This window comes from Denitratisoma oestradiolicum (assembly GCF_902813185.1).
Lineage (GTDB): Bacteria > Pseudomonadota > Gammaproteobacteria > Burkholderiales > Rhodocyclaceae > Denitratisoma > Denitratisoma oestradiolicum.
The window spans coordinates 1,699,920-1,722,838 of record NZ_LR778301.1; the positions used below are offsets into that span (position 1 = coordinate 1,699,920).

The window sequence follows — 22,919 nt, forward strand, 5'->3', positions numbered from 1 at the left end:
CGTGATATGATAGTAATTGGTTACTATCTTTCAGGAGTGCTCATGGACACCCATCCAAAACATTTGCCGGCCGATGAACGTCGTGCCGTAACTGTCGAATCCGTCGTGGCGCTTGCCGGTTCACAAAACCCAAGCGAGATCACCACTGCGGCTATCGCTAAACACATGAACTTGACCCAGGGTGCTCTGTTTCGACACTTCCCGAACAAGGAAGCCATTTGGCAGGCGGTCATGGAGTGGGTAGCAGAGCGCCTATTAGCCAGAATCGATCGATCCGCACAAGGAATCGAGTCGCCCTTGGCAGCCATGGAGGCGATGTTCATGAGCCATATCGAATTCGTTGCTGAGCACCCAGGTGTGCCAAGAATGATGTTTGGTGAGCTTCAGCGTGCCGAATCGACACCAGCCAAGCGCATGGTGCAAACCTTGATTCAGCGCTACGGCGAACGTTTGCATCGTCTCATCGAGAAAGGCAAGGCCAGCGGCGAGTTGTCTCTCTCGCTTGACAACGAGGCGGCGGCAACGCTGTTCATTGGCACGATCCAGGGCTTGGTCATGCAATCTCTGTTGGCGGGTGATGTGGGACGTATGCACCACGATGCGCCGCGCGTCTTTGCAATTTATCGGCGTGGCATAAGGAGTGTGCAATGAAAAAGTTACCCCTGCAAGGCCGCACCCTGGCGCTGCTTGCCGTCATCATTCCTTTGCTGGTGCTTTTTATTTATGTCGGTCTGCGATCAGGGCCGCTCGCCCCGGTTGCTGTGATGGTGGCAAGCGTGGAATCACGGGCTATCACGCCGGCGCTGTTCGGCATCGGCACGGTGGAGGCTCGCTACACCTACAAGATCGGGCCGACGTTTGCAGGGCGTGTCAAACGCTTGGAGGTGCATGTAGGCGACCAGGTCAAGGCCGGACAGGTGCTCGGCGAGATGGAGCCGGTCGACCTCGATGATCGGGTGCGCTCACAGGAGTCGGCATTCAAGCGTGCGGAAGCGGCTTTGCGCGAGGCAGAAGCCCGGCAAGCCTACGCGCAAACCCAGGCGCGCCGCTACGAGCAATTGTTTGCGGTGCGCTCGACCAGCGAGGAAATCGTCACCACCAAGCGGCAGGAACTGCAGATCGCCGATGCCGCACTATCCGCTGCTCGGGAAGATATTGCCCGGACACGCTCCGACCGCGAAGGACTCGTCGCACAACGGAGCAACCTGCGTTTGATCGCGCCGGTCGATGGCGTAGTTGCCGTGCGCAATGCCGATCCCGGCACGACCATCGTCGCAGGCCAGGCCGTGGTGGAAGTGATCGACCCCAAGAGCCTGTGGGTTAACGTGCGCTTCGACCAGATCAGCGCATCGGGGCTGGCTGGGGGGCTGCCGGCTCGTATCGTCCTGCGTTCGCGTGGCGGCCAGACGTTGAAAGGTCGCGTGCTGCGGGTGGAACCCAAGGCCGACGCGGTAACCGAGGAAACGCTGGCCAAGGTAACATTCGACAACAAACCAGAACCTTTGCCGCCGGTGGGTGAGCTGGCCGAAGTCACGGTTGACTTGCCGGCGCTCCCGGCCGTTCCACTGATCCCCAACGCTGCCGTCCGGCGCGAGGGCGACAAGGTCGGTGTCTGGCAAATCGTGGATGGTGATCTGCGTTTCTCCCCGGTCAAGTTCGGCGCTTCCGACCTCAATGGTTACGTGCAGGTGCGCGAAGGGCTCAAGCATGGGGACCAGGTTGTGACCTATAGCGAAAAGGCACTGACGGCGCGCAGCCGCATCCATGTGGTCGACCGCATCCAGGGAGTGCCACGATGATCAGCCTGGCCGGGCGCGACATTCTCCATGCCTGGGGAAAGTTCGTCTTCACCGGCATCGGGCTGGGTCTGCTGATCGGCGTCACCCTGGTCATGGCCGGGGTGTACCGGGGCATGGTGGACGACGGCAAGGCGCTGCTCGACAACAGTGGCGCCGACCTTTGGGTGGTGCAAAAGGATACTTTGGGTCCTTATGCGGAGTCGTCCAGCCTCAACGATGACGTGTATCGCGCCATTCTCGCCATGCCGGGAATCTCCCAGGCAGCGAACGTGACCTACCTGACCATGCAGGTACGCAAGGGCGAGAGTGATGTACGCACCATGGTGGTCGGCATCGCGCCCGGTGCGTTGGGGGCTACACCCGGATGGCCTCCTTATCTCGTCACTGGACGCCAGATCACGCGCGGTCACTACGAGGCGGTGGCCGACATCGCCACCGGCTTCAGATTGGGAGATCGTCTTGCCATTCGCCGAAATCATTACACCGTCGTTGGGCTGACACGGCGCATGGTGTCGTCCAGCGGCGACCCGATGGTATTCATTCCACTCAAGGATGCCCAGGAGGCTCAGTTCCTCAAGGACAACGACGCCATTTGGCAAAGCCGGCGCCGCACCGAAGCCAACCCCGCTTTCAATCGACCCGGTGTTCCAGGTTTGCTGGATGCTGTGATTGCTTCACAGAGCACCAACGCGTTCGTCAATGCCGTACTGGTCACACTGAAACCTGGTCATGCGCCGGACGAGGTTGCCGAATCCATCCAGCGCTGGAAGCGTTTGACGGTCTACACACGGGCACAGATGGAAGACATCCTCGTCGGTAAGTTGATTGCCACGTCGGCCAAGCAGATCGGCATGTTTCTAGTGATTCTGGCCATCGTTAGTGCGGCCATCGTTGCTTTCATCATCTATTCGCTGACCATGGATAAAATCCGCGAGATCGCGGTGTTGAAGCTCATCGGCACACGCAACCGAACCATCGCCGCGATGATCATGCAGCAGGCGCTCGCCCTGGGCGTGATTGGTTTCGTGGTCGGCAAGATCACAGCCACTTTCTCAGCGCCCCTGTTTCCCAAGTACGTACTGCTGATGCCGCTGGATTCCATCGCCGGTTTTTTCGCCGTGCTCGCAATCTGCGTGCTGGCCAGCATCGTCGCCATTCGCATGGCGCTCAAGGTCGATCCGGCCGAAGCCATTGGAGGTTGAGATGAGTGGCAAAGGCATTCGCATCGAAGGTTTGAGAAAACGTTATGGCGAGGGCGATACCGCGGTCGATGCCTTGAAAGGCGTGGACATGCAGGTGGCGCCGGGTGAGGTGGTGGGCCTGATCGGCCCTTCCGGCTCGGGTAAGAGCACTCTGCTCAAATGCCTGGGCGCGGTGATTGATCCGACTGCCGGTCGCATGACGCTGGGCGATGAAGTGATCTATGACGATGGCTGGAGAGTCCGTGATCTGCGTGCCTTGCGGCGCGACAAGATTGGTTTCGTATTCCAGGCGCCATACCTGATTCCGTTTCTCGATGTCACCGACAACGTGGCGCTACTGCCGATGCTCGCAGGCGTCGCCAATGGAGAGTCGCGCGCGAAGGCACTGGAACTGCTCACGGCGCTCGATGTGCAACACCGGGCGCGCGCCATGCCCTCGCAACTCTCCGGTGGCGAGCAGCAACGGGTTGCCATAGCGCGCGGATTGGTCAATCGCCCGCCGGTGATCCTGGCCGATGAACCCACTGCGCCGCTGGATTCCGAGCGTGCCATGGCTGTGATTCGCATCCTCAACAACATGGCCCGGAAGTTCGAGACCGCCATCATCGTCGTCACCCATGACGAAAAGATCATCCCCACCTTCAAGCGCATCTACCACATCCGCGATGGCGTGACCCATGAGGAAGCCGGCGAAGGACGGGGGTTCGAATGAGAGAACGATTGAATTCCAGGAGATTTTCATGACCCACCGCAAACACAGCCACGCCTCTGGAACTGTCACCCTGACCGTTACGGCCTGCCTGCTTTTATGGGGTTTTCAGTTGCCAGCTTGGGCTGGTGACGCTACCCAGGTTGAGCCACTGGCGCTACGCAAGATCATGCAGGAACTCGGGCGCAACATGCAGGCTATTACCGGTGCGATTTCGCAGGAGGAATGGGTTCAGGTCGTTCAGCTTGCCCCCAAAGTTTCTGCACACCCCGAGCCACCGCTTACTGAAAAAATGCGCATCCTTGCTTACCTCGGCGCTGATGCGACCAAGTTCAGAAACTTTGACGCGCAGACTCACGAGGCGGCGCTGGCCATGAAGCTGGCTGCTGCGAGCAGCGACGGCAAGGCGGTGATCCAATCATTCGCCCACGTGCAGGAAAGCTGCTTGGGCTGCCACCAAGCTTTCCGTAAACCTTTCGTGGAGCATTTTTATGGAGCACGCTAAAGCATGCCAGCGCCCCATCAGCCTCGAAAGACGGCTTGCGGCAACTTACCTGGTAGCTGGTCTGGTCACCGCCGGTCTGGCCGGCTGCGCCGCCGGCCCTGATTTTCAGCATCCCACTGCACCCGATGTGGTTCGCTACACTGCAACACCGGTGGCTGATAGAAGCGCGTCTGCTCCCACGCAGTTCGGCGAAACACAACGTCTAGTCGAAGGGCTTCCGATCAAAACGCAATGGTGGCAAGGCTTGGGTTCATCCGCACTCGACGGACTGATCAACGAAGCTTTCCATGTCAGCCCGACGCTGGCGAGCATCAGCGCCAATTTTCGACAGGCGCAGGAGCTTCTTGCCGCACAGGCGGGCTCGACGCAATATCCACAGGTAGATGTCGCACTGGGATCTCAGCGCCAGCAAATGAGTCCCAGTAGCCAAGGGTTGAGCGGAGATACACGTCAATTCAGCCTCTACAACGCCAGCGTTGGCGTGCATTACAACCTCGATCTGGCTGGCGGCAACCGGCGCGCACTCGAAGCCTTGGCTGCTCGCGCCGACTACCGTCGCTTCGAACTGAATGCTGCGCGCTTGGCCCTTGCCGGCAACATGGCAACCGCAGCCATTACCCGAGCACGTCTCGCCGCGCAACTAGAAGCCACTACTGCCATTTTGCGCGTGCAGGATGAGCAACTGCGCCTAGCCCATGAACGCGTGCGTATCGGTCAGGCCTCACCTGATGAAGCGTTGAGCCTACAAGCTCAGGCGGAGCAAACGCGGGCAGAACTGCCTGCGCTGCGTAAACAACTGCAACAAACCGAACATCTACTGGCGGTGCTGGCCGGCCGTGCCCCAGGCACGGGTGGCATCCCGGCCTTCACTCTGGCCGATTTCACTCTGCCCGTCGAGATGCCGCTCGTCGTGCCCTCAGAACTGGTGCGCCGCCGACCGGATATCCAGGCGTCAGAGGCGCTGTTGCATGCGGCCAATGCAGATTATGGCATGGCAGTCTCCAAGCTCTACCCACAGATCAACCTGAGCGCCAACCTTGGCTCTCAAGCGCTGACTACCGGTGCCCTGTTCGGTAGTGGCTCGGCGGTGTGGGGCCTGGTTGCGCAGCTCACCCAGCCTCTTTTTAATCCAGGGCTATCCGCTGAAAAAAGGGCAGCGCTCGCCGCTTTTGATGCCGCAGCAGCCAATTACCAGAGTGTCGTATTGGAGTCTTTACGTAACGTCGCCGATACCCTGCGCGCGGTGGAAAGCGATGCACAGACCTTGACTGCCCTTGCTGCCGCTGATACGGCTGCACAGGCCTCCTTGCAGTCGGTCGAGCGGCAATACCAGTTGGGCGCGGCCAGCTATCTGCAACTGCTCATCGCGCAGCAACAGGCACAGCAAATCCGGATCAATATGGTTGCGGCCCAGGCACAACGTTTGGTCGATAGTGTTGCTTTGTATCAAGCCTTGGGAGGCGATGTCAGTTAAGGCTATAGCTCAAGCCGACACATTTCCTGACGAGGTCAGCCGAGTTCTCCAACGTAACGCCCCAAGGCCGACAGCAGCGATCAATGCAGCTCCGAGGAACGGCAACACCGTCAGGTTGACAGACTGCCACCCCCACGCATTGAGTAAGCCACCCGCCGAGAACGACGCAAGGCTGGCCGAGCCAAACATCAGGAAGTCATGGGCAGCCTGCGTCTTGGCTCACTCGGGCGGTAGGCTTCGTCAGCAAGGTCGTACCACCGATGAACAAGAAATTCCAACCCACGCCCAACAGAATCAGTCCAGACAGGAAGTGCAGGAATTCAATGCCAGTCAGCGCTATGGTGACGTGCCCAGCCAGCAGCGCGATTCAGTACTGCCTCATATCAGCGGATGCCGTGCGGCTTCTACAAGAACAGGGCTATACCGCTTTGCAATTACGGGAGGGAGTTGCTGAGTGGGCGCAAGTACAAGGCGCAGCCTCCAATACTTAGCGTACTTTAAATTCCGTTTTCTGAGACGACCCCGGCATGTCCATTCCCCGGCTGCCGGAAACGGCGGATGAGGCCCGGGAAATCGCCGCCGTGGTGAGCGGCCACAGCGAAATCTATCTGCGGGAAAAGGCCCAGGAGCACACCGTCAAGTCCCTGGATCTGAAAGCTGCCCGCTATTTGCATTTCGCCACCCACGGCATCCTGGGCGGAGAGTTCGTCGAAATCAACAAGGCCCTGGCGGCGGAGCAGGGGGAGGGTGCAGGGCGTCCCCTGGAGAACGGCGGTTCCGGAGTGGGTGTTTCGTCCCGGGGAGAACCGCCCCTCTGACTATTCGCTGGTCAGCTCCGCCAGCAGGGTTTCCTGAGCCGATACCCGGTTGCGGCGCGCCAACTTGAGGTGGTAGTTGCCGTTGCCATCCATGGTCCAGGCCTGGCTGTTGTCGTCCAGGTAGGGTTGCAGGCCTTCCTTGATGACGCGGCGCTTGAGCTTGGTGTCAAGTACCGGGAAGGCTGTTTCGATGCGGCGCACGAAATTCCGCTCCATCCAGTCGGCGCTGGACAGGTAAAGGGTTTCCGCGCCATCGGCGAAGAAATAGAAAATCCGGTGATGTTCGAGGAAGCGACCGATCACCGAGCGTACCCGGATGTGCTCCGACATGCCCTTGACGCCGGGGCGCAGGGCGCAGACGCCGCGCACGATCAGGTCCACCTGGACGCCGGCCTTGGAGGCATCGTAAAGGGCCTCGATGACTTCCGAATCCACCAGGGCGTTCATCTTGGCGATCACCTTGGCCGGGCGCCCGGCCTTGGCAATGGTGGTTTCGTTGCGTATCGCCGCCAGGATGTTGGCATGGAGGGTGAAGGGGGCCTGCCAGAGGTGGCGCAGAGGCGCGGTCTTGCCCATGCCGGTGAGCTGCTTGAACAGCTCATTGACGTCCTCGCCGATCTCCGGATTGCAGGTCATCAGGCCGAAGTCGGTATAGATACGGGTGGTGCGGGGGTGATAGTTGCCGGTGCCCAGATGCACGTAGCGCCGATACTTGCCGTCTTCCCGGCGCAGCACCATCAGCATCTTGGCGTGGGTCTTGTAGCCGAAGACGCCATAGACCACGTGGGCGCCCACTTCCTCCAGGCGGCCGGCGATGTCCAGGTTGGCCTCCTCGTCGAAGCGGGCCATCAGTTCCACCACCACGCTGACTTCCTTGCCCTTCTCGGCGGCCTTGACCAGATGTTCCATCAACACGGAATCCGTACCGGTGCGATAGACAGTCATCTTGATCGCCACCACGTCCGGGTCTTCCGCTGCCTGCTCCAGCAGTTGCACCACCGGGGTGAAGGACTGGAAGGGATGATGCAGCAGGATGTCTTGCTTGCGGATGCTGGCGAAGATGTCGAAGCGCTTGGTCAATGACTTGGGCAGGCTGGGCTGGAAGGGCTTGAACTTGAGACGTGGCTCATTGACCCGGTCCGGGATGGACATCAGGCGCACCAGATTGACGATACCCGGCACCCGGTAGAGGTCGTCCCGGCTCAATGCGAATTGGGCCAGCAGGAAATCGGACAGTATCTCTGGGCAGTCTTCAGCCACTTCCAGGCGCACCGAATCGCCGAAGTGGCGCTGGGGCAGTTCGCCCTGGAGGGCGGTGCGCAGGTTCTTCACCTCCTCGTCGTCCACGAACAGGTCGGAGTTGCGGGTGACCCGGAACTGATGGCAACCCAGCACGTTCATGCCGGCGAACAGCTCGTTCACATGCTCGTGCATGATGGAGGAGAGGAAGACGAAACCGTAGTCTACCTCCACCAGGTCCGCGGGCAACTGAATCACCCGGGGCAGGGCACGAGGTGCCTGGACGATGGCGGCGCCACCGTTGCGGCCGAAGTCGTCGCGGCCTTCCAGTTCCACGGCGAAGTTCAAGCTCTTGTTCAGTACCCGGGGAAAGGGATGGGCCGGATCGAGGCCGATGGGGGTCAGCACCGGCATCACTTCCTTCAGGAAGTAGTTTCGTATCCAGGCCCGCTGGGCAGCGGTCCAGTCCCGGCGGCGCAGGAATACGATGCCTTCCCGTTGCAGGGCCGGCAGGATGGATTCATTGAGCAGGGCGTACTGCTCGGAGACCAGGGCCTGGGCCTGCAAGGAGATACGACGGAATACCTCCAGGGGGGGCAGGCCGTCTAGGCCGGGAATGCGGCTGTTGAGCTTAATCTGCTCCTTGATGCCGGCGACCCGGATTTCGAAGAATTCGTCCAGGTTGCTGGAAACGATGCAGAGGAAGCGCAGCCGTTCCAGCAGTGGCACACGCTTGTCGGCCGCCTGGTTCAGGACGCGCCGGTTGAAGGCCAGCAGCGACAGTTCGCGATTGAGGAAATGTTCCGAGGGAAAGAAGGCGAGGGGGGCCTGGGCTGACACCATGGACTTACGCTTTTCGGCGTGGGAGCGATTCGAGGCCATGATTGTCTTTCAGTCGTATTACGGAACCATTACAGATATTGCATCCGGGCATACGCCTTTCGGCCAGATCGAGGATACCCGTTGCCGGGTACCCTCGATCGCCTGGTCAGGCCTTCAGTACCTGGGCAATGGCATCGGCCACATGATCGATGTTGCGGGTGTTGAGGGCCGCCAGACAGATGCGGCCGGTGGATACGGCATAGATGCCGAACTCGTCCTTGAGCCGTTCCACCTGCTGGGCGGTGAGCCCGGTGTAGGAGAACATGCCCCGTTGTTGGGCAACGAAAGCGAAGTCGTGGCCATGGGCCTTCAACTTTTCCACCAGGGCGATGCGCATGGCGCGGATGCGTTCCCGCATCCCGGCCAGCTCGTCTTCCCATTGCTGGCGCAGTTCCGGACTGGAGAGTACAGCGGCGACGATGGCACCGCCATGGGTGGGCGGATTGGAGTAGTTGGTGCGCACCACCCGCTTCACCTGGGACAGCACCCGGGCTGATTCCTCCTTGCTGGCGGTGACGATGGACAGGGCGCCGACCCGCTCGCCGTAGAGGGAGAAGGACTTGGAGAAGGAACTGGAGACGAAGTATTGCAGGCCGGAGGCGGCGAACAGCTTCAAGGCCACCGCGTCGGCGTCGATGCCTTCGGCAAAGCCCTGGTAGGCCATGTCGATGAAGGCGATCAGGTTCTTGGCCTTGATGATCTGGACCACTTCCTGCCATTGGGCGTCGGTCAGATCGGCGCCGGTGGGGTTGTGGCAACAGGCATGGAGCACCACGACGGCGTTGGGAGCCATGGCGTTGAGGGATGCCTTCATGGCCGCGAAATTGACACCCCGGGTGGCAGCGTCGTAGTAGGCGTAAGTGCCCACTTCGAATCCGGCGGACTCGAACAAGGCCCGGTGGTTTTCCCAGCTCGGGTCGCTGATGTAAACCTTGGCTCCAGGCACCAGACGCTTCAGGTAGTCGGCGCCGATCTTGAGGGCGCCGGTGCCGCCCAGGGCTTCGATGGTGATCACCTGGCCGTTGGCCAGCAGGGGGGAGTCCTTGCCGAACACCAGGTTCTGCACCGCCTGGTTGTAAGCGGCCAGGCCCTCGATGGGCTGGTAGCCCCGGGCCGGCATGGCGTCGAGGCGAGCCTTTTCGGCGGCCTTGACGGCGGCCAGCAGGGGCAGCTTGCCGTTATCGTCGTAATAGACGCCGACACCGAGGTTCACCTTGTGGGTGCGGCTGTCGGCATTGAAGGCTTCAGTGATGCCCAGGATGGGGTCGCGGGGAGCCATCTCCACCGCGGCGAAAATAGAAGAGGTCATGGGGACTCCAGATAACAGGCGGCTGATTGCTTGGGGCGGCATCGTCCCGGTACCGGACAAGCCTCCCAGCGAAAAACGCAAATAATACCCGAAGCCGCCCCCGCCCCTGTCCGCCGGCTTGTCGCCTTTTCTGTCTTGGGGCTGTCAAAACCGGGGCAACTCCCGTATACTCTGCCCCCTCGAATCCGGGGCGCTTCCCGGATGCGGCGGGCGCTTAGCTCAGTTGGTAGAGCGCCTCCCTTACAAGGAGGATGTCGGCGGTTCGACCCCGTCAGCGCCCACCAGTAATTCCTATGTAAACCGCCGCTCAGGCGGTTTTTTTTCGCGCCCATTTCTCGCCCAATTAGAGATGTGCCTCTCCGCATTCGGGAAAACTCCATCTGCTCCGGTCGGTTGTGCCTTTCCGGTCACAGTCCCTTTAATGCGCATGGAAGCCGATTTTCCGCCTCGGTCCCCGGTTAGGCGTTCGATTTTTCTTCAATTTCGTTTCTCCTTTCCCGAGGGCTTTTACCCCAGGTTTCTTTAATTCTGAATCCATGGGATAGATATCGATATCCAAGGGGGATGGGAAGGATTTCACTATCATTTTCGATACTACGAAAGTTATGATGCTCCCCTTGATATTGCTGTTTTGATCGCCATTCACCATGACTGATTCCTCCCCCAATCCGTCGTTGGGCACCATGGCTGACCTGGCCGAGGGCCAGGTTCTGCTGCCGGACTTCATTCTGTGCCAGGAGGGGGGGCTGTTCGTGGATCTTTCCCTGCTGGACTCGGGAGCGCGTTTCCATCAGTTTGTTGACCGGGTTTTCGGTGCCGATCAGTGTTTCGAAGGGCTGGATTATGGTGTTTTCCAGTTGTTGTTGACGGACCCTGAGTCTCCGTTGCTTCTGCAGCAGAGCAGGGGGAACAAGGAACGTCCCCTGGTCCGTGTGGCGGCTGGGTTGCAAGCATTTTTGCCAGAGCGCCAGAGCCTTTATCGCAGCGTCAAGGTGTCCGCCGATGGTGCCCGGGCCGAGTACATTTTCGAGCCGGTGAGTCTGGAAATGGCGGAAGTCGTCACTGTCCAGGATCCTCCCGACGAGAATGGCGAAGTGCCCCCGCCTCGGCAGGAAACTCGCCGGTTTCTCCAGCGCGCCTGGCCCAAGCCCGATGAGTTTGTCGCCGCCATGTGGCGCAAAGGGCTGCGCTTTGGTCTGGACATGGCAAGGATTGCCGCCGCCTGTTCCAGCGATAAGGCGGAGCGCCAGGATATCGCCCGATGGCAGCCGGCTACCGATGGGCGGGATGCAAGCATCGTCGAACAGAGCGATGCCCTCTATCGAGACGATTCTCCCCGCCGGCTGGCCGATGGCCGCGTGGATTTGCGGGCCTTCCATAATCGGTTCCCTCAGGTGACGGCGGAGACCCGTCTGTTGCGAAAGACGCCCCGGGTGCTCGGGCGGGATGGATGGAATGTGCGGGGTGACCGGCTGGAGGCTGCACTGCCCCAGGACTGCGAACTGGATTCCCTGGCGGGGCCTGGCACCCGGGTAGATCGCACCGGCGAGGGAGAGTTCATCGTAGCGGCGATGACCGGTTTTCTCAGCATCGATACGGCAACCAATCAGCTTTCGGTATCGGACAAGATCATTGATCGCCACGGTGTGAGCCTGCGCACCACCGGGGATCTGCGATTGTCTGGGGCGGAGTTCGAGGAGCATGGCGAGGTTCAGGAACGACGCCAGGTGGAAGGTCATGACATGAGCTTTCTTGCAGACGTGTTCGGCCATATTTCATCCGATGGCGGGCGAGTGCTGCTCAAGTCCTGCTTGGCGGGGGGCTCGGTGACCAATTTTGGTGGCGCGGTTACCGTGGAGGGAAGGGCTTCCCGGGCCGTGATCGTTGCTCGGCATGGTTCGGTGCAGCTCCAATATGCGGAAAGTTGTCTGATCATTGCCGATCGGGTGACCCTGGCCCATGGCGTGGGTTGCGACATCCTGGGTGAGGATGTCCGTGTGGAGCGGGCCGAGGGTTGCGCCATTGCTGGCCGTGTCCTGACTTTGGGGCAGACCGGAGAACGCCACGGCGTGGATACCCTTGTCACACTCTTCCTGCCGGACAGCGCCGCGTGGGACAAGGAAATGGCGGATCTCGACGAGGAAGAAAATCAGATCACCCAAAAACGCCTGAAGTCGGAGGCCGCCCTAGCGCAATTGCAGCAGGAATCCGAACTGTTGCGTTTCCTTAAGCTGCGGCAGACCGTCAAGGAAGGCGCAGTGATCATGGATGCCACCCAGAAGGCCGCCTGGCAGGCCATGGTCAATCGGATGGCGCCCCTGTTGGGACAGATCAAGGCCCATCAGGACGTTCTTCAGGCGCTGAATGCCCGAAGCGGTGAAATCCTGGTCCACCGCAGTGAGCTGGAGGAGACACGACGGAGTGCTGAAGTAGCAGTACATTGCGAGGTTGGCGAGGTTGTGGGAGATACCCGGGTGCGGGGGCGGCCCCTGGCGGAAGAGGGGCTGCCTTTCGCCAGCCTCGGCGAGAAAGCCCTGCGTACCCGTCTGCGGGAAACCTCCGGAGCGGACAGGCTTCTGTTCGTGAACCGATGCGGTAGTTTCCGCTGGCCGCCTGCATCGGCTACTGATTCGTCGGATTGAGTCGGGTTCTGTTCAGTTATCAGGCATCGACAGCTTGTGTCTGAACCAGTCTTCCAGCATCTGCTTCTCGTGATGCAGGGGATCGGACCTGTCGGATGTACTGACCCGATCAAGGTAGTTCACGTCGGTGACGGACTCCTCCCCCTGTTTTAGAACCCGGGAACCCTCGGAGAGGGTATAGCGCAGCTTGATCAGGGGCCAGGTTGCGGCGCTTGACCGCATGATGCGCACGTCGTGGAGCGGAGGTGGTTGCCAGGGCTCGTATCGGCCGGCCAGATCGATGTCCAGGATTTCCAGTTTCAGGGTCTGGGTCGTTGGCAAGTATTGCTTGCCCATCTTTTGCAGATGCTGTTCCAGAGTGCGGATATTGCGATCAATGTCATGCTGGTTGATGCCGACATCCTGGTATTTTTCCGGAGCCAGGAAGTCGACGCTGACATCGCCCGCGAGGGTCGCGGGAGTGGCAAGGGAAAGGAGCAGGAAAATGAGGCTGTTGGGCGTTTTCATGGTGAGACTCCAGTTCGCTTGAGGTAGTCATAGTTGATTGGACAGCCCAGGTTCTGCTGTGGTTTCATCCAATGGAGGCGTGCCGGATCGACGGTAAAGGAGTTTATCCCGATGATCGGTCTGCTCGATATCACCAATCTTTACGTCACTGTACTCCGGGTTTCTTGATCCGGCCTGATGTGTTTTGCGAGACATGTTCGTCAATGCTTGAGTCCCCTTTTCCCGATATCGAGGCCTGGTCCCTGTTCTACGAAAGTGCCGAGTTGCCCGTGCTGCGGCACTCCCTCCAGCAACTGGACCAGATACGGGAGCGGGCGAATACGGCCAATACCCGTACCCTGGCAGCCATCATCCTGCGGGACCCTTTGCTGACGCTGCGGGTACTGAACTATATCGAGCAACATCGCGCACGTCGGCAACTGACCGACATCACCACAATAGAGCGGGCGCTGATGATGATCGGCATGGAGCCGTTTTTTCGGGATTTCCGGAATCTCCCCCTGGTGGAGGATCGACTCAAGGCCCATCCCCGGGCCCTGCTGGGTCTGCTCAAGGTGATCGCCCGCGCCCGCCGAGCCGCTGCCTGGGCTCGGGAGTGGGCGGTAATCCGTCATGATCTGGATGTGGACGAAATCACCGTGGCGGCCCTGCTGCGCTATGTCAGCGATATGTTGATGTGGTGCTTTGCCCCTACTCTGGCCTTGAAAGTGAGGGAACTCCAGGCCCAGGACCGCCACTTGCGTTCTTCGATCGCCCAGCAGACGGTATTCAATATGAAGCTCGACGAATTGCAGATGGTCCTGGTCAGGCAATGGCACCTGCCCGAGTTGCTCACCACGCTGATGGATCCTGCCCAGTCCGAGAATCCGCGGATACGCAATGTGATGCTGGCCTGTGACCTGGCCAGGCATTCGGACAATGGATGGGATGACCTGGCACTGCCTGATGATTACCGGGCCATTGAGGAACTGCTACACCTGGACCACCCAAGCCTGATGGGCAAGCTGGGCCTGGACGACAACGGGCGGCCTCCCGCCAGTTCTGGGACGGCTGCTTAATTCAGTCGGAAGTGCTGGATTGTCTTTTCCAGACTTTCCGCCAGGGCTTCCAGCTGCCGCGCTTCCTCGGCCACCTGGAGCACTGCGTGGCTGTTGGATTCCGCCATGCTGGCGATCTGCTTGATGTTGCCGCCGACGGACTCGGTGGAATCCCGCTGTTCCCGTACCGTGCCAAGGATGCGTTTCATGCTGCTGGCTGTCTGGGAGACCACGCCTGTGGTGGCGGTGAGCGTATCGGTGACTTGATCGAGATGCTGCTGCATGGTGGAAAGGGCATCCTGCCCATGCTGCAATGATGACTCGACGGTATCCGACTGGTTGCCCAGGGCGCGGGTGACGTTGTCGATCTCGTTGGCGGTGGCCGCAGATTTTTCCGCTAGCTTGCGCACTTCGTCCGCTACCACGGCGAATCCTCGCCCATGCTCGCCGGCCCGGGCCGCCTCGATGGCGGCGTTGAGTGCCAGGAGATTGGTTTGGTCGGCGATGTCCTTCACCTCCTGGGTCATGGTGGTGATGGACTTGGCGCTTTCGATGAAGGCGTTGGTGGTCTGGGTCGCATCGCGCACCGCCGAACTGGCCAGGGAGAGGTCCTGAATGATCCCGGCAAGATGGTCGGCGGTGGCCTGGGAGCGGGTCTGGCTGGCTTCGGCCAGGCCGCTGGCGTCCTCGGCCTCGGTGGCGACAGCTTCCATGGAACCGGTCACCGCCCCCACCACACGCACGGAATCATTGGCCACTCCGGTCTGTTCGGAGCTGCACCGGTTGATGTTGTCGGTCATGGCAGCGAACTGGGAGGCGCTCGTCCGCACCTTGCCGGCGGCATCCCTCAACTGGCGGGCCATGGTGACCAGGCTGCCTTGCAGCCCGGCGATTGCCGCCAGCAGACTGTCACTGTCGTCTGGCCGGAGCTGGATGCGGAAGGCCAGATCGCCGGAGGAAATCCGCTTCACCACATTGGCGGCGTACTGGGGCTCGCCCCCCAGCAGGTTGAGCAGGATGCGCACCAGTTGCACGAAGGCGGCCAGGGCCATGGAGGAGACCGTAAGGGTGACGCCGATGATCCACCACTTGCTGGATTCGGCCATCTCCATCAGTTGGGCATCCAGCTTGCCGGCCTCGTCGGCCAGTCGCATGAACATCAGGAAGCTGAAACCATTGGCGATTACCGTGGCGATCGCGAGGATGGAGAGCACGAGAATCAGGCGGTTGCGTAATGACATGGAATCACTCCGGGACGGTGGCATATGCTGAATGCCACCGATACTATCCGATAGGGATAGCTGGTCCATGATCGGGCTCAATAATCTGTTTGTTCATGCAGGCGCTTGGGCGATGCCTACGCGGTAGCGGTGACGCATTCCTGGATCAGTTCCGGCCCCCGGAAGACCAGACCGGAATAGATCTGCACCAGGGCGGCGCCGGCTTCCAGTTTGGCGTGGGCACGCGGGCCATCGGTGATGCCGCCGGCGGCGATGATGGGCAGCTCTCCTCCCAGGGCAGTTGCCAGGGCGCGCACCACTGCAGTGGATTTCTCGAACAAGGGGGCGCCTGACAGGCCACCGGCTTCACCGGCATGGGCCAGGCCTTCCACTCCCTTACGGTCCAGAGTGGTATTGGTGGCGATCACCCCGTCGATGCGATGCCGGCGCAGGGCGTCGGCGATCATGGTGATCTGCTCCCCTTCCAGATCCGGGGCGATTTTCAGGGCCAGGGGCACATAGCGGCCATGCTGGTCGGCGAGGCGGGTCTGCCGTGCCTTGAGGGCGCCCAGCAGGGCGTCCAGTTCCGATTCACCCTGCAACTGGCGCAGATTCTTGGTGTTGGGGCTGGAGATGTTTACCGTGACATAACTGGCGGCGTCATAGACTTTGTTCAGGCAGATGAGGTAATCCTCGGCGGCCCGCTCGATGGGGGTGTCGAAGTTTTTGCCGATGTTGATCCCCAGCACTCCCTTGAAGCGGGCCTGGCGCACATTGGATAGCAGGGCCTCGACGCCGTGATTGTTGAAGCCCATCCGGTTGATGATGGCCTGTCGTTCCGGCAGGCGGAACAGGCGTGGCTTGGGATTGCCGGGCTGGGGGCGAGGGGTCACGGTACCAATCTCGACGAAGCCGAAGCCCAGGCGACCCCAGGCGTCGATGCATTCACCGTTCTTGTCCAGGCCGGCGGCCAGGCCCACCCGGTTAGGAAAGTCGAGGCCCATCACCGTCACCGGTTTATCCCGGGGGGCCGGGGGCGGGGGCAGCAAACCCAGCCTTTCCAGGCGCTTGAGGCCGGCCAGGGTGGCTTCGTGGGCAGATTCGGCGCCCAGGGAGAACAGCAGGGGGCGGATCAGGCAGTAGGGCAGCATGAGGGGGAGGTCAGAAAGTTTCGAGGGTTTGCCACTGGTCATCGCGGAGGACTTCCAGAGGGTGGAATCGGGCCTTGTAGGCCATCTTGCGACTGTCACGAATCCAGTAACCAAGATAGACGTAGGGCAGTCCCAGGCGGCGGCACTGCTCGATCTGCCAGAGGATGGAGTAGGTGCCAAAGCTGGCGGAATTCAGGTCCGGGTCGTAGAAGGTATACACCGAGGACAGACCATCGCTCAGGATGTCGATGATGCTGATCATACGTAGCTGGCCGGCATCGCGAAACTCCACCAAACGGGTGTCTACATGAGTTTGCAGCAGAAAGTGGCTGTACTGGTCGCGGCTGTCCTGGTCCATGCCTCCGCCTTGATGTCGGGCCGCCTGGTAACGGTGGTAGAGCTGGTAATGCTCCTCCCGGAACACCAGCGGACGTTCGATGATGTCCAGGCTTTGGTGTTGTTGCCAGGCTCGGCGCTGGTTGCGCTTGGGGCGGAAGATTTCCGTGGGGATCCGTACCGGTTGGCACTCCTTGCAGGCATCGCAATAGGGGCGGTAAGTGAAGATGCCGCTACGGCGGAAGCCGGCCCGCACCAGTTTGCCGAAGGTCAGGCCATCAATCAGGTGAGCCGGGGTCGCCACCTGGGAACGCGCGATCCGGCCTGGCAGATAGGAGCAGCCGTAAGGAGCCGTTGCATAGAACTGCAACAGGGAGAAGACAGGAAGGTCGCGGGGGTGGGTCATGGGATTCGGTGGTCGTTGCGTATGCCATCGGCCTGCCATGTTCAAGGTCTCCCGTCCCGCCCGGAAGCATTCCGATAGGCATCGAGAATACCCGCGGCGGGCCAGATGCCGGCCGGCTCTCCTTCCACCGTGAGTTCTCCGATCAGCTCGCGGAAGCGCTGGCGGGAAATGGGGCGGGCGCCCAGGAAAGACAGGTGAGAGGTTTCCATCTGGCAGTCAATTATGCCGAAATTCCGGCGCATCAAGAACAGGCAGAGATGGGCCAGAGCGATCTTGGAGGCATCGCGCCGGGCCGAAAACATGGATTCGCCGTAGAAGACCCGGCCGATGGCGACCCCATAGAGGCCGCCTGCCAACTGATCGTCGATCCAGGTTTCCACGCTGTGGGCGTAACCCAGTCGGTGCAGCTCCAGATAGGCCTCCTGCATCTCCTTGGTGATCCAGGTACCCTGCTGGCCGGGGCGCGGGGTGTCGGCACAGGCCTGAAGAACCTGACTGAAGGCGGTGTCCAGTCGTACTTCATAGGCGCTGTTGCGCAGGCTGCGGGCCAGGGACGTGCGGATTTTCATTTCCTGGGGAAACAGCACCATGCGGGGGTCGGGGGACCACCAGAGGATGGGATCGCCCGGGGCGAACCAGGGAAAGATGCCCTGCCGGTAGGCTGCCAGCAGCCGTTCGCAGGACAGGTCGCCCCCCAGGGCCAGCAGGCCGTTGGGTTCGCTGAGCGCTTGCTCCGGCGATGGGAAGACCGGCTCCGTCGGCAGGCAGGGGATCATGGCTGGGTCAGAAAGGCCACCACGTGGTCCACGTCGAGGCGGATGCCGATCTTCTCGCCCAGGGCATGGTCGTGGTGGGAGGGCGCCAGGGACAGCACCTGGCGTCCCGAGGGCAGCCGCAGGGTGTACAGGAACTCCGCGCCCTTGAAGGCCTTGTGCACCACCTCGGCCCGGATTGGGGCTTCATCGTCGTGGATCACGTCGTCCGGCCGCAACAGGATGTCCAGGTGGCAGTTCTTGCCACAGGCCATACATTCGGCATTACATTCCAGGGGAAGATCGCTGTGCAGCAGGCCCAGTTCCATCCGTACCATCTCGGGCCCGGCCACTTCCCCCGGCAGCAGCACGCCCTGGCCGATAAAGTCCGCCACGTAACGGGTGGCCGGGCAGTGATAGAGCCGGTAGGGCGTATCCCACTGCTCGATGCGGCCGTCCCGCATCACACCCACCATGTCGGCCACGGCGAAGGCCTCGTGCTGATCATGGGTTACCAGGATGGCGGTGGTGCCCATGGCCTTGAGGACATCCCGCACCTCCACGGAGAGCCGTTCCCGCAGTTCCACGTCCAGGTTGGAGAAGGGCTCGTCCATCAGGATCAGGCGGGGCTGGGGCGCCAGGGCGCGGGCCAGGGCCACGCGTTGCTGCTGACCGCCGGAGAGCTGGTGGGGATACTTGTGGCCCTGGCCGGTCAGGCCAATCCGCTCCAACAGCTCCTCGACGCGGGCTTGTCTTTCCTTTCGGGTGGCGTTGCCCATACCAAAGCCGATGTTGTCCAGCACGCTCAGGTGGGGAAACAGGGCGTAGTCCTGGAACACCATGCCGATCTGCCGGTTTTCCGGCGGCACATGGACCGATCCGCTGACTTCCTGCCCTTCCAGTCGGATATGTCCCCGCTGCACCGGCTCGAAGCCGGCGATGCAGCGCAGCGCCGTGGTCTTGCCGCAGCCCGAGGCCCCTAGGAGACAGGCGATCTGCCCCGGCTCCAGGGAAAGACTCAGGTCCCGGACCACAACATGGTCACCATAGGCCTGGGTGATGCAATCCAGTTCCAGCAGGGGCATGACGAAATCGCACGCGGCGCGGTAGTTGAGAGCGGCTCTCAATTATAATCGCTCTCCTACGTAAACCCGCATGGTTCCGCCGTCTTGCGCCTGCCCCTGACTGCTCTCTGCACCCTGATCGCCTTGTTGGTGGCCATGCCCGTGTTTTCCGTGGGGGCAAATCTGCTGGCCGGCGGTACCGGCGAGACCTGGCGCCACCTGGTCGATACCGTGCTGCTGGAATACATCAGCAATTCGGTGCTGCTCTGTCTCGGCGTGGGCCTGGGGGTGGCCAGTGTCGGCACCGGGGCGGCCTGGCTGGCGGTGCTTCACGAGTTTCCCGGTCGGCGCCAGTTCGAGTGGCTGTTGCTGTTGCCCATGGCCATGCCCGCCTATGTGCTGGCCTACGCCTACACCGATTTTCTCCAGTTCGTGGGTCCGGTGCAGACCGGGCTGCGGGAATATTTCGGCTGGAGTCGCGGTGACTACTGGTTTCCCGACGTGCGCAGCCTGGGGGGCGCCATCGTGTTGTTCACCTGCGTGCTCTATCCCTATGTCTATCTGCTGGTGCGCACTGCCTTTCTGGAGCGGGCCGGGGGCATGATCGAGGCGGCCCAGGTGCTTGGGCTCTCTCCGGCCCGGGCCTTTTTCAAGGTGTCGATTCCCCTGGCCCGGCCCGCCATCGCGGCGGGCATGGCCCTGGCCCTGATGGAAACCCTGGCCGACTACGGCACCGTGGCCTACTTCGCCCTGCCCACCTTCACCACCGGCATCTACCGGGCCTGGTTCTCCCTTGGCGACCGGGTGGCGGCGGCTCAACTGGCCGGTTGCCTGCTGGGCTTCGTGTTGCTGCTGCTGGTCCTGGAGCAGGCCAGCCGGGGGCAGGCCCGCTACCACGACACCAGCGGCCGGCGCCGGGCCGTGCGCCAGCAGTTGCAGGGCCTGCCGGCGGTCCTGGCGGTGCTGGGTTGTCTGCTGCCCATCGGCATCGGTTTCCTGCTGCCGGCGGGTCTGCTGTTGAGACTGGCCCTGGGGGAGGAGGGCAGCGCGTTCGGGCCGCGCTTTCTGGATCTGGCCCGGAACAGCCTGACCCTGGCCCTGAGCGCCGCCCTGGTGGCGGCCGGGCTGGCCCTGCTGGTGGCCTATGGGGCGCGCTACGGCACTCGCAACCGCCAGCCGCTGGCCCGCTGGGCGGCCCGTCTGGCCGGCCTGGGATATGCCGTGCCGGGTTCGGTGATTGCCGTGGGGGTGCTGATTCCGGTGACCCGTCTGGATCATGTCCTGGCCGGCTGGTGGCAGCAGTCCTTCGGTACCCATCCGGGGTTGATCCTGACCGGGGGTATTGCCGCCCTGGTCTATGCCTATGTGGCGCGCTTTCTCTCGGTGGCCCTGCAATCCCTGGAGTCCGGCATGAGTCGCATCACCGTCAGCATGGACGATGCCTCGCGCAGCCTGGGCTGCGGTCAGGGGGAAACGCTGTGGCGGGTGCACCTGCCCCTGCTGCGGGGCAGTCTGCTGACAGCGACCCTGCTGGTCTTCGTGGATGTGATGAAGGAACTGCCCGCCACCCTGGTGATGCGGCCCTTCAATTTCGACACCCTGGCCACCCAGACCTATACCCTGGCGGCGGACGAGCGTCTGGCGGAAGCTTCCAGCCCGGCCCTGGCCATCGTGGTCGTGGGCATCCTGCCCATCATCCTGCTGGCCCGGCAGATCGCCCGGGGGCGGGCGGCTGCCGGGTGTTAGCCAATCAGCGCCAGCCCACGCGGTCGAAAATCTTCTGGGCTTCGGCGGAGTTCTTCGCCAGGGTGGAGACCGGCAGCAGGTCGGCCTTGAACTTGCCCATGGCGTTCAGGGCCGGATTGTTGGCCTTGACGCTGGGCACCACGGGCCACTCATTGTTGCCATCGGCGAAATAAATCTGGGCCTGATCCGAGGCCAGGTATTCCAGGAACTTCACGGCAGCTTCCTTGTGGGGGGCGGTTTTCAGCATGCCGCCGCCAGAAATGTTGATATGGGCGCCCTGGCGTTGCTGATCGGGCCAGACGATGCCCACCTGGGCCATGGCCTTGCGATCCTCAGTCTTGTCGGAACGCATCAGTCGCGCCAGATAGTAAGTGTTGGCGATGGTGACGCCGCACTCGCCGGCGGCTACGGCGCGAATCTGATCCGTGTCGCCACCCTTGGGGCTCCGGGCGAAATTGGCCGCCACCCCCCGGGCCCAGGCTTCCGCATTGCTGGCGCCCTGATGATGGATCAGGCTGGCCATCAGGGAAATGTTGTAGGGATGGCTGCCGGAACGCATGCAGATCTGGTTCTTGAGTTTGGGCAGGGCCAGATCCGCGTAATTGGCCACATCCTCGCTCTTGAAGGCGGCCTTGTTGTACACGATGACCCGAGCCCGGGTGGAAAAGGCAAACCAGTCGTCGCTGCGCAGGTGGGCGGGTATCCGGCTTGCCAGCGTCTTGGACTTGACCGGGGCGAACAGCCCCAGCTCGTCGGCCTTGGCCAGGCGCGAGGCATCCACGGTGATGAACACATCCGCGGGACTGGCCGCGCCCTCGTTGCGGATGCGCTCCAGCAGCTCGTCTTCCTTGGCCTCGATGCGATTGACCTTGATCCCGGTCTGCTTCTCGAAGTTGCTGTAAAGGGCCTCGTCGGTCTGGTAGTGCCGGGCCGAATAGAGGTTGAGTTCCTTGTCTGCTGCCTGGGCGGCGCAGGTCGCACCAAACAGCACCATGAGGCTCAGAGTGATTCGTGACTTCATTGCAAGGCTCCAAGGGTGATGATGAAAACCTTATTCTAATGAGAATTGTTCGCAATTGAAAGTGCTATTGGGAGCCCCAAACAAAACGCCCCGCTCGAAGCGGGGCGTGATTTTGAAATGGTGCTGCCAAGCATAACGTGAAACAGCGAATTGAAACGGCAGGTCAAACTGTCGAGCGCAGCGAGCCGATGGGTAGCCCCGCCCTGGGGCGGGGATGGGGGTGGGGGACGTTCAATTGGCCTCTGCGAATTTTCATCCTCGGGGGTGGAGCTGGTGACCCTACGCGTCAGGGCAGGGGATCGGCGTTACCCATGGCAGTGGTGTTGGTACCCCCATCCACATAGAGGATTTCGCCGGTAATGCCGCTGGCCAGGTCGGACAGCATGAAGGCGGCGGCATTGCCCACTTCCTCGATGGTGACATTACGGCGCAGAGGGGCATGGTGGGCGTTGTAGGCCAGCAGCTTGCCGAAGTTGCCGATGCCGGAAGCAGCCAGGGTCTTGATCGGGCCGGCGGAAATGGCGTTGGCCCGCACACCCTGGGGCCCCAGGCAAAAGGCCAGATAGCGTACCGCAGCTTCCAGGCTGGCCTTGGCCAGGCCCATGGTGTTGTAGTTGGGCATGGTGCGATTGGCGCCCAGATAGGTCAGGGCCAGCACCGAGGCGCTAGGACTTTTCAGCAGCAGGGGGCGGGCTGCCTTGGCCAGGGCCGGAAAACTGTAAGAGGAAACATCATGGGCGATGCGGAAAGCGTCCCGGGTGATGCCGTCGAGGAAATCGCCCTCAATGGCTTCGGATGGCGCGTAGGCGACGGAATGCACCAGACCGTCGAGCCGGTCCCAGCTCTTGCCCAGGTCGCGGAACAGGGCGTTGATCTGCTCGTCATCGGCTACGTCGAGGGGAAAGATCAGATTGCTGCCGAATTCCTCGGCGAACTTTGCGACCCGGTCCTGAAAACGATCATTCTGGTAGGTGAAAGCCAGTTCGGCGCCTTCGCGGTGACAGGCACTGGCGATGCCATAGGCGATGGAGCGGTTGGAGAGCAGGCCAGTGATCAGGATTTTCTTTCCGGCGAGAAAGCCCATATGTATTTTCCCCTCA

Annotated in this window: 20 protein-coding genes and 1 tRNA gene; 11 read left to right on the top strand and 10 right to left on the bottom strand. The window is 61.6% G+C overall.

What is annotated here, in order from left to right; all coding sequences use genetic code 11:
* Positions 1 to 42 precede the first annotated feature (42 nt).
* From DENOEST_RS07835 to DENOEST_RS07865, 7 genes are all read left to right on the top strand, one after another.
* Complete coding sequence (locus DENOEST_RS07835; protein ID WP_145768863.1) at positions 43 to 651, top strand: TetR/AcrR family transcriptional regulator; 609 nt, start codon at positions 43 to 45, stop codon at positions 649 to 651.
* Positions 648 to 1,799: an efflux RND transporter periplasmic adaptor subunit gene (locus DENOEST_RS07840; protein ID WP_145768864.1), complete on the top strand. Its 1,152-nt coding sequence runs from the start codon at positions 648 to 650 to the stop codon at positions 1,797 to 1,799. The genes DENOEST_RS07835 and DENOEST_RS07840 overlap by 4 nt, the downstream gene beginning before the upstream one ends.
* A complete protein-coding gene (locus DENOEST_RS07845; protein WP_145768865.1) occupies positions 1,796 to 3,001 on the top strand; it encodes an ABC transporter permease in 1,206 nt (401 codons plus the stop codon). Before DENOEST_RS07840 ends, DENOEST_RS07845 begins: the two co-directional genes overlap by 4 nt.
* 1 nt (position 3,002) lies before the next feature.
* On the top strand, positions 3,003 to 3,713 hold the full coding sequence (locus DENOEST_RS07850; protein ID WP_145768866.1) for an ABC transporter ATP-binding protein: 711 nt from the start codon (positions 3,003 to 3,005) through the stop codon (positions 3,711 to 3,713).
* Positions 3,714 to 3,741: 28 nt separating this feature from the next.
* Positions 3,742 to 4,215, top strand: a complete 474-nt coding sequence (locus DENOEST_RS07855) for a cytochrome c (RefSeq protein ID WP_145768867.1) — start codon at positions 3,742 to 3,744, stop codon at positions 4,213 to 4,215.
* Complete coding sequence (locus DENOEST_RS07860; RefSeq protein ID WP_145768868.1) at positions 4,202 to 5,689, top strand: efflux transporter outer membrane subunit; 1,488 nt, start codon at positions 4,202 to 4,204, stop codon at positions 5,687 to 5,689. Before DENOEST_RS07855 ends, DENOEST_RS07860 begins: the two co-directional genes overlap by 14 nt.
* 527 nt (positions 5,690 to 6,216) lie before the next feature.
* Entirely contained in the window at positions 6,217 to 6,507 is a 291-nt protein-coding gene (locus DENOEST_RS07865) for a CHAT domain-containing protein (RefSeq protein WP_145768869.1), read from the top strand.
* Here DENOEST_RS07865 and ppk1 read toward each other — a convergent pair whose 3' ends face one another.
* Both ppk1 and DENOEST_RS07875 read right to left on the bottom strand, forming a co-directional pair.
* A complete protein-coding gene (gene ppk1, locus DENOEST_RS07870; RefSeq protein ID WP_197970709.1) occupies positions 6,508 to 8,589 on the bottom strand; it encodes a polyphosphate kinase 1 in 2,082 nt (693 codons plus the stop codon). It lies immediately after the preceding gene.
* Positions 8,590 to 8,734: 145 nt separating this feature from the next.
* Complete coding sequence (locus tag DENOEST_RS07875; RefSeq protein ID WP_145768871.1) at positions 8,735 to 9,937, bottom strand: amino acid aminotransferase; 1,203 nt, start codon at positions 9,935 to 9,937, stop codon at positions 8,735 to 8,737.
* A gap of 208 nt (positions 9,938 to 10,145) precedes the next feature.
* Between DENOEST_RS07875 and DENOEST_RS07880 the strand changes: the two genes are divergently transcribed.
* Both DENOEST_RS07880 and DENOEST_RS07885 read left to right on the top strand, forming a co-directional pair.
* Positions 10,146 to 10,221: transfer RNA gene (locus tag DENOEST_RS07880), tRNA-Val, on the top strand.
* 363 nt (positions 10,222 to 10,584) lie between these two features.
* Complete coding sequence (locus DENOEST_RS07885) at positions 10,585 to 12,579, top strand: flagellar assembly protein A (protein WP_145768872.1); 1,995 nt, start codon at positions 10,585 to 10,587, stop codon at positions 12,577 to 12,579.
* Between the two features lie 12 nt (positions 12,580 to 12,591).
* On the opposite strand, the gene DENOEST_RS07890 is transcribed toward DENOEST_RS07885, so the two are convergent.
* Positions 12,592 to 13,086 carry a DUF3016 domain-containing protein gene (locus tag DENOEST_RS07890; protein ID WP_145768873.1) on the bottom strand — a complete coding sequence of 165 codons (495 nt, stop codon included), beginning with the start codon at positions 13,084 to 13,086 and terminating at the stop codon, positions 12,592 to 12,594.
* A 203-nt stretch (positions 13,087 to 13,289) separates the two neighbouring features.
* On the opposite strand from DENOEST_RS07890, the gene DENOEST_RS07895 reads away from it, so the two are divergent.
* Positions 13,290 to 14,144, top strand: coding sequence for an HDOD domain-containing protein (locus DENOEST_RS07895; protein ID WP_145768874.1), 855 nt, complete (start codon positions 13,290 to 13,292; stop codon positions 14,142 to 14,144).
* Here the strand turns inward: DENOEST_RS07895 and DENOEST_RS07900 are convergent.
* From DENOEST_RS07900 to DENOEST_RS07920, 5 genes are all read right to left on the bottom strand, one after another.
* Positions 14,141 to 15,364, bottom strand: a complete 1,224-nt coding sequence (locus DENOEST_RS07900; RefSeq protein ID WP_170228040.1) for a methyl-accepting chemotaxis protein — start codon at positions 15,362 to 15,364, stop codon at positions 14,141 to 14,143. The two genes, DENOEST_RS07895 and DENOEST_RS07900, sit on opposite strands and share 4 nt — an antisense overlap.
* A 116-nt stretch (positions 15,365 to 15,480) precedes the next feature.
* A complete protein-coding gene (locus DENOEST_RS07905; RefSeq protein WP_145768876.1) occupies positions 15,481 to 16,494 on the bottom strand; it encodes a quinone-dependent dihydroorotate dehydrogenase in 1,014 nt (337 codons plus the stop codon).
* A gap of 10 nt (positions 16,495 to 16,504) precedes the next feature.
* The gene (locus tag DENOEST_RS07910; RefSeq protein WP_145768877.1) at positions 16,505 to 17,236 is read right to left on the bottom strand and encodes an arginyltransferase; all 732 of its coding nucleotides are present in this window, start codon (positions 17,234 to 17,236) and stop codon (positions 16,505 to 16,507) included.
* A 41-nt stretch (positions 17,237 to 17,277) separates the two neighbouring features.
* On the bottom strand, positions 17,278 to 18,012 hold the full coding sequence (gene aat, locus DENOEST_RS07915) for a leucyl/phenylalanyl-tRNA--protein transferase (protein ID WP_145768878.1): 735 nt from the start codon (positions 18,010 to 18,012) through the stop codon (positions 17,278 to 17,280).
* Positions 18,009 to 19,073, bottom strand: coding sequence for an ABC transporter ATP-binding protein (locus DENOEST_RS07920; protein ID WP_145769232.1), 1,065 nt, complete (start codon positions 19,071 to 19,073; stop codon positions 18,009 to 18,011). The genes aat and DENOEST_RS07920 overlap by 4 nt, the downstream gene beginning before the upstream one ends.
* Positions 19,074 to 19,157: 84 nt before the next feature.
* Between DENOEST_RS07920 and DENOEST_RS07925 the strand changes: the two genes are divergently transcribed.
* Positions 19,158 to 20,798: an ABC transporter permease gene (locus tag DENOEST_RS07925; RefSeq protein WP_232096468.1), complete on the top strand. Its 1,641-nt coding sequence runs from the start codon at positions 19,158 to 19,160 to the stop codon at positions 20,796 to 20,798.
* Positions 20,799 to 20,802: 4 nt separating this feature from the next.
* On the opposite strand, the gene DENOEST_RS07930 is transcribed toward DENOEST_RS07925, so the two are convergent.
* Both DENOEST_RS07930 and fabI read right to left on the bottom strand, forming a co-directional pair.
* Positions 20,803 to 21,819 (bottom strand): Fe(3+) ABC transporter substrate-binding protein, encoded by a 1,017-nt coding sequence (locus tag DENOEST_RS07930; protein ID WP_145768879.1) that lies wholly within the window; start codon positions 21,817 to 21,819, stop codon positions 20,803 to 20,805.
* Positions 21,820 to 22,105: 286 nt separating this feature from the next.
* Positions 22,106 to 22,903 (bottom strand): enoyl-ACP reductase FabI, encoded by a 798-nt coding sequence (fabI, locus tag DENOEST_RS07935; RefSeq protein WP_145768880.1) that lies wholly within the window; start codon positions 22,901 to 22,903, stop codon positions 22,106 to 22,108.
* Positions 22,904 to 22,919: the final 16 nt, after the last annotated feature.